Genomic DNA, 6,931 nt, shown 5'->3' on the forward strand with positions numbered 1-6,931 from the left:
TCAACTCTGAGCAGGCCATTTCACTGGATTCACTAAGACCCCTAGTGCTTGGCTAAAGATATAAAAAGCTTGTTCTTTCCGTATTGAATCTTTGGAAAAAACAAGCTTTTATGTAATTTATTTTTCTATGGCAATAGGTAAGGCTTTGAGACTATCTCCACCTTTTCCCCTGCTCCGCACGGTACGTGCGACTTTCATCGCATACCGCGCTCCATCTCAAGTTTCTAGTCTATGCTAGTCAGATTACATTCTCTACGATATCTGTTTACTCTTTCAATCTGTTTTACGTTCAGATTGAGTTTCTTCATATATCTATCAATCGCTTCCTTGTCTATCACATGTATCAGCTTGTGTGCGTCTCTGTGAATCGCCGTTAAGTTGGCGAACTCATCTGTCCCGCCGTATTGCCTTGGCTTTATGTGATGAATCTCCACTTCTTCCGCGTATAGAAATTCCCCCGTTATCGGACAAATGCCTTTCTGAGCCGAGTATACTGACAGCTTGTTATCTGACAGCTCGACCGTATTGTACATATACACTCTCTTCATAAGCCTGTTTATCTCCTTGGTCACGCTGGGCTTAAGCCTTTTGTAGACTAGCTGTCTGCCTTTTTCCGTGTAGTTGCATATGTCCTGGGTGTAGTTCATTATGTGGTTAGTCTGGACATCCGCCACTGGATGAAGATAGACTCCATCCACCTTGTATGTCCTGTACTTGTTTATATTGAACTTCCTGTATGTCTCGTTCGGGTTGCTTGGAATTTCATACTTTCCAATTGATTTCAGTCGATTGAATAGGGCTTTGGATATTTGATAGGCTATTTTCCCGAAATCAGCGTTTATATGGGTGGCGTATTTGTAGTAGTTCTTAATCCCCATCACATATATATTGTACTTTGTGACGGTGTGGGCATTCGAGTTTTTCTGAATCCCTCGGATTAGTTCTCTAAGCCGTGTCTTTATCTTCTCGACTTTCTCGTCTGCCACAAAAGTGTTCGCCACATAGCTGTTTCGCTTCTTTACTGCCTTGATTTTAAATCCCAGGAAGCTTGACGGCTTCTTTCTGAGGTTGGTGATTTGGGACTTCTCCGTTGATATTTCGAGCTTTAGGTTGTTCCTTAGGTAGTCCTTTACGGCGTGATATATCTTAACCGCCGTCTGATGGCTTCTGGTGAATATTTTGAAGTCATCTGCATAGCGCACTATATACATTTCTTTTAGGTTGCTTCTGCTTTTCAGCTGTAGCAGTTTGCTCCTTTGGTGCTTGTATTTGTATCTTGTGTTGAAGCTCTCCCACTGGTCGCCTATCCACCAGTCCAGCTCGTTTAGGACGATATTGGAAAGCAGTGGCGACAGAATGCCCCCTTGAGGGGTTCCCTTCTTGGGCACGCCCTCGCCCTTTATCGGGGCTTTGAGCATTTTTCCGACTATCTTTAGGACTCTCCTGTCTTTGACCCCTATGTCGTACATCTGCTTGAGCAGTTTTGTATGGTTGACGTTGTCAAAGAAACCCTTTATGTCTATATCAACTACGTGATGCAAGCCGTTCATGTTTATCAGAAACTGGCTTCGTCCCATTGCGTGGTGCGCCGACCTGTTCGGTCTGAACCCGTATGAATGGTTGTGAAATCGGGCTTCGCATATCGGCTCAAGAACCTGCTTGAACATCTGCTGAATCAGCCTGTCTTTCATAGTGGGTATCCCGAGGGGCCTCGTCTTGCCACCGCTCTTGGGTATCTCCACCCGCCTTATCGAGTCGGGCTTGTAGTCCTCAAGCGTGGCTCTTATCTCGCTTAGAAACTCTGACTCGTCCTTGATTTTGTAGTCTGATATGGTCAGTCCATCCGTGCCCTTGGTTTTGCTACCTGTATTGGCCTTTATGTTCCTGTATGCCAGAAGTATGTTTTCTCTCGACACTATGGCTTCGTAGAGCTTGAGTCCGTCTGTGGCTCTCTTTCTGCTCCTATTGTACAGCCAATCGAAAGTCTTCTGCATACCGTAGTATTCGTTGTATCGTAGTGCTGTGCTCATCGATGGTTTGTATTCTCCCTTGCTTTAAGGTCCCATCATCTTACCTGACCCTATGAGCTTGGTCTTCCTAGTCTAGATTTCAAAACTTGAGACTTGGGGCTATCCCTCCACTATGTTTCCATAGCTTCATCGGTACTGTGCCCCTACTCTCACAGAGATAAGTCCATTTCGGCTTCCGCCTTATTGAAACCAGCCCGATTAGCAGTCGTTTGAGTAGCTGTTCTCTGCTTTCCACGTTCCGATTAACTTAGCTTTGCATATGTACCCTTAGGCGCCAGCTATGACCCCGTCTATCTTATGCCCTCATTGTCGAACATACCGAATTTCTTAACGTCAACTCATACTTTTCGGCGACAGACCCTGCTTCAGCAGTTTAACCATTTCTAATTAACTTCTCATTAGAGCCGTACATTCGCGGGTTCGTCAGTCTTTTAAGACATTCTCGCCATGGGTACCTTTTAGCGTCCCGGCCTATCATACACTCGATTGCCTCCAATTCGCTTTTCCTGTGGCATTTCCGCCCTTAGGGTGTACTCTCAACCGACTTTACCACGCTTTAAACCCCAAGCAACTGCTAATTACCTGGCGCATAGTGGAGTATCAGACAATCCGTTTCAGCCAACGTGACGGCTTTCATTCCAGATTTCATTAATCAGTTGGGCTTTTATCGATAGCCCTCCCATTTCGTGCTCCGCACTTATTGGGAAACGTGTCGCGCTAACGTGAGATATCCGCATTTTCCGGACGCTACTCCTAGTTGAAATGTTCAATTTTTTATGTTACTATTTTAAGGGTTAGTTTCCAATAATACTTAAACAAGGGGGTAATTTTGTGAAAATTAAAAAATTTGGTTCTTTAGTTTTAGCTTCGGCTATACTAACAATTTCAGCATCTTCAGTATCTCTAGGTGCTCATCTAAAAGAGGCTGGTGTGACCGAGATTGGTATTAACGTGGATAATCCTATAATGAAAAATTATTCTACTAGTCAAAAATCTAATAGTAACGTTAGTATTATGTCGTCGACTATACATGTAGGAGAGAAAGTTTCTGTTGCTGGAGGTACTCTCTGGGCAGAGTTTCAGGGTGCTAAACACAGAGCTAAGTACGATCACAGTAGTAAAGAACACCGTTCATCTGCCACTAATGGTGCTGGACATATACTGAGAAGTTCTTGGGTCAAACCTGGCCATAGAGCTACTACCGAATGGTGCTCTTCAACGATTACAGGTAATAAAGTTTTTGGTGCAACTAAATAAATTCTGTTAAATACTATTGTAAAGAGAGGTTAGGTACTTGAAAAAACTGTTGGTTGTAGTAGTGATTTCACTAACTATATTAATAAATATATTTTCTTTTTTATCTATAAGCAAAAACTCTATTGATAATATGTTATTCGATAAAACAGTTATTGCTTTTGATAGAAGTAGTAGAGATACTCTTAAGGCTGATGAAAACTTTTTGAGTGATATTATATCTTTTTCAAAAGAAAAGGATATAGAAATATCTCAATATAGCTTTTTAAGTTCAAATAAAATAGATATATATACTACTAATAAACAAAACTTTCAGTCTGCCTTACTCATACCTAACCTTATCTTTAACAAAGATATCCGAGTACATAGTTTAGAGGACGTTTTTAGCATAGGATTTAAAAATTTACTTTATATTGACACAAAAGATAATAATATTATCAATGAATTTTTAAACAAGTTTTCCGACCATGGTGTGTACCTTGTATCAGAAAACTACACTTACTCATTTTCTACATTGAAGTATATTGACAGTAATTTTTTATCTGTCTTTGCCTTACTTCTTTCCGTCTTTTTTTTAGTAATTCTTTTTTATTATATGGGCAGTAAAAAAAATTATTCAATTTATAGATTATGGGGCTATTCTCATGGTCAGATATATTGTGTTTTTAACAAAGCACTTTATAAAACGCTGTTCATATGCACATTTTGCTGTATATCCACATTTCTTGGAATTTTAATAGTCTTCAATTTAATCGATACACTGTTAAAAAGCCTTATTATACTTGCACTAGTAAACTTAGCCATTATATTGTTACTATCTTTGTTCTCTATTGTCTTATTTCCCATATCTCTTATTAATTCACAAGGCATCGATAGAAAAAATAGACTTTTAAAGACAAGGTTTACTATCAACTCCGTAAAGTTTTGTCTTGTTTTACTTCTTATGGTTCTTTTCATTGTTTTTTCTAGCCAAAAAAATGCATTAAAATCAAGTCAGGATAGTCTGAGTTTCTGGGAAAGCAGTAAAAATCTTTTTACTATAAACACAACTGCTCTTCCTTATGACAGCTTATCTTTAGAAAGCATAGACAACGATAAGCTTTTTAAGCTATATAGTGATTTGAACAAAGCTAATAAAGTTTTCATCATACAATCTGTCAACTTTGGGCATTTAGACTCTTTAAATACTGATGATGATAAGCAAAGTTATATTTACGAAGAAAATGTAAGCAAAGTTGAAGATATATACTCGCCTTATGGTAGAACTTTAATGATAGACAGTGGCTATTTAGAGCGTCACCCTATAAAAGCTTTCTCCAAGAATGACTGGGCCTCTGATATGATTAAATACGATGATAATACTTTAAATGTATTAGTCCCTGAAAAATTCAAGAGTCAAGAAGCCACTATAGAAAGCTCTTTTAAAGAATGGTTTCACTTTCAAAAAGTATATGTATCTAACATGTATCGGGAATCTCTTGGTCATGATTTAATCGAAACCCCAATTGATGACCTTGAAGTCAACTTAATATACGTTGAAAATAACCAATATTACTTTACTTACAATACTTTTGCCGGTGATAGTTCCAATAGAGTTAAAGATCCTATATCCATTGTATATACTGGAAATGTAGACAACTCTGTTTTAGCTTCAACTTTAGGAGCATCTATGTTTTTAGAGTCTTACAATGAATATAGCGCCTTAAATGAACTTCAGAATATAACATATAAGTACGACGCTAATGAGCTTAATTCTATTTCTTCAGTATATGACAAGAAAGGCGAACAACTGTCTTATCTAAAAGATAGTCTAAACAAGCTGACATTTAACATCTCAGTAATTTCTTTAATATTAATAATCTTAACTATAGTAATTGTATGGATCTACTATAAAGCTTATATAGCAAACATTATTATTAAATCATTGTATGGTTATAGTTTTATGAACACATATAGAAAGTTGCTTTTATCAAGTTTATTTGTGTATACTTTTCCAGCTTTGATCATCATTTTAGTATACAAATCACACTTCTATATGTTCTTTCTTTCTGTTTTAATGCTATTTGTCGAGTATATTATGTCAAAAACTATATACGAGACTCTATTAACAAGAGGTGAACTTGAATTCATAAAAGGAGAGCTCGAATGATAAGCTTATCAAATATAAATAAAACATTTGAAGATAAAACTGTGTTATCCAATATATCTTTATCGGTAAAAGAAAATGAATTTATTTGTCTAAATGGAGAGAGTGGTGCCGGAAAAACCACACTACTAAATATTATAGGCCTGTTAGAAAAACCTGATAGCGGTGAGTTAAATCTAAATGGTAAATCTATGTTCTCAAAAAGAGATATATTAAGTTTAAGAAAATATTTTTTCGGATATATCTTTCAGGATTATCTACTTATGAAAGATGAAACTGTTGAAGTGAACATTAGCATATCTAAAATTTATAACAAAAAGATTTGTAACAAGGAAAAAGCTATCGCTCTAGAAAAAGTAGGCTTAGATACTAGTTATCTAGAAAGAAAAATATCTTGTTTAAGCGGAGGAGAACAACAGCGAGTTGCTATTGCAAGAATGCTGTTGAAGCCTTATGAACTGGTTCTAGCAGATGAACCTACTGGAAATTTAGATGCTAAAAATAAGAAAGAGATTATTAGTATCTTCAAAAATATTAAGTCCTCTGGAAAAACTATAATCTGTGTTACACACGATAAAGAATTTTCAGATTCCACTGATAGAGTAATAACTCTAAAAAAAAATAGTCCTTAATGTTATGTCCTAATATTTCTATGAAACACAACAATGAGTCCCGTCCTATTTATGCGGATTTACAACGATTAGAAAATAAAATGGAATATCCAGTTATTTATTCCATTTGGTCAAGTGGTGAACCTTTTAAAAGAAAGTCCTGTATGCGGCTATTTTAAAAGGTTTTCTTGACGCTTTATAATGCAAGTCTTACGCGGGGGAGACAGAATAAATTTATCGTATTTTTTATTTTCATTTCAGGAGGTCTTTTCATGAAAAAATCTACTTTAATAAAATCTTTATCTTTACTTTTTTGTTTAGTAAGTCTTTTTGCTATAGCCATTTATGGAATAGACCATATCATTATCATATTCAATCGATTACTAAGCTTATAGGGGTGCCGTGCACATTACCGACAGATTATACGCTAAGACATTATTTGGTGCTTTGTATCGTCTATTATAGTGGACACCGAGATACGTGTAAAAACCGGCCACATCTTCTATAGATACATTTATATGACCGGCTTTTACTCTTGATTTTCACTTTGTTCGGAGCCTTATCTGAACTTGAGAGGGAAAGCTCCCTCCAGATGCAGAGAAAAACCATGAAAAGACGTGAAACTTTCTATCGCAGGGTCAGAGAAGAGAATTCTAAATAAGTATACCTGCCCTGCAATTCAAAAGCCTGCTTAAAATAAAGCAAGCAAAAAAGACAACCCCATGGAATTGTCTAGTCTATATCGAGTTCGCTTTTAAGTGCGTCTTGCAGCACTTGTGAGAAGTTTATTCCTTGGTTCTTGGCCATCTCATTGAGCCAGCTAGGTATGGAAACATTCTTCCTCACAGTAGTATTCTTATAGTGCTTTGCATAAGCCAGAAGATCCACTC

Annotated in this window: 5 protein-coding genes; 3 read left to right on the top strand and 2 right to left on the bottom strand. The window is 37.0% G+C overall.

Annotated features, from left to right (window positions below; genetic code table 11):
• Positions 1 to 224 precede the first annotated feature (224 nt).
• Positions 225 to 2,030 (bottom strand): group II intron reverse transcriptase/maturase, encoded by a 1,806-nt coding sequence (gene ltrA, locus EUAN_RS11895; RefSeq protein ID WP_071064796.1) that lies wholly within the window; start codon positions 2,028 to 2,030, stop codon positions 225 to 227.
• Between the two features lie 831 nt (positions 2,031 to 2,861).
• On the opposite strand from ltrA, the gene EUAN_RS11900 reads away from it, so the two are divergent.
• The 3 genes from EUAN_RS11900 to EUAN_RS11910 are packed head-to-tail and all read left to right on the top strand — an operon-like array spanning position 2,862 to position 6,062.
• The gene (locus EUAN_RS11900) at positions 2,862 to 3,287 is read left to right on the top strand and encodes a hypothetical protein (RefSeq protein WP_071064798.1); all 426 of its coding nucleotides are present in this window, start codon (positions 2,862 to 2,864) and stop codon (positions 3,285 to 3,287) included.
• Positions 3,288 to 3,324: 37 nt separating this feature from the next.
• The gene (locus tag EUAN_RS11905) at positions 3,325 to 5,433 is read left to right on the top strand and encodes a DUF1430 domain-containing protein (RefSeq protein WP_071064800.1); all 2,109 of its coding nucleotides are present in this window, start codon (positions 3,325 to 3,327) and stop codon (positions 5,431 to 5,433) included.
• Positions 5,430 to 6,062, top strand: a complete 633-nt coding sequence (locus EUAN_RS11910) for an ABC transporter ATP-binding protein (RefSeq protein ID WP_071064802.1) — start codon at positions 5,430 to 5,432, stop codon at positions 6,060 to 6,062. The genes EUAN_RS11905 and EUAN_RS11910 overlap by 4 nt, the downstream gene beginning before the upstream one ends.
• 711 nt (positions 6,063 to 6,773) lie before the next feature.
• On the opposite strand, the gene EUAN_RS13100 is transcribed toward EUAN_RS11910, so the two are convergent.
• Entirely contained in the window at positions 6,774 to 6,929 is a 156-nt protein-coding gene (locus EUAN_RS13100; protein WP_425388429.1) for a type II toxin-antitoxin system CcdA family antitoxin, read from the bottom strand.
• Positions 6,930 to 6,931: the final 2 nt, after the last annotated feature.

It is taken from the genome of Andreesenia angusta (assembly GCF_001855385.1).
Classification (GTDB): Bacteria; Bacillota; Clostridia; order Tissierellales; family Gottschalkiaceae; genus Andreesenia; species Andreesenia angusta.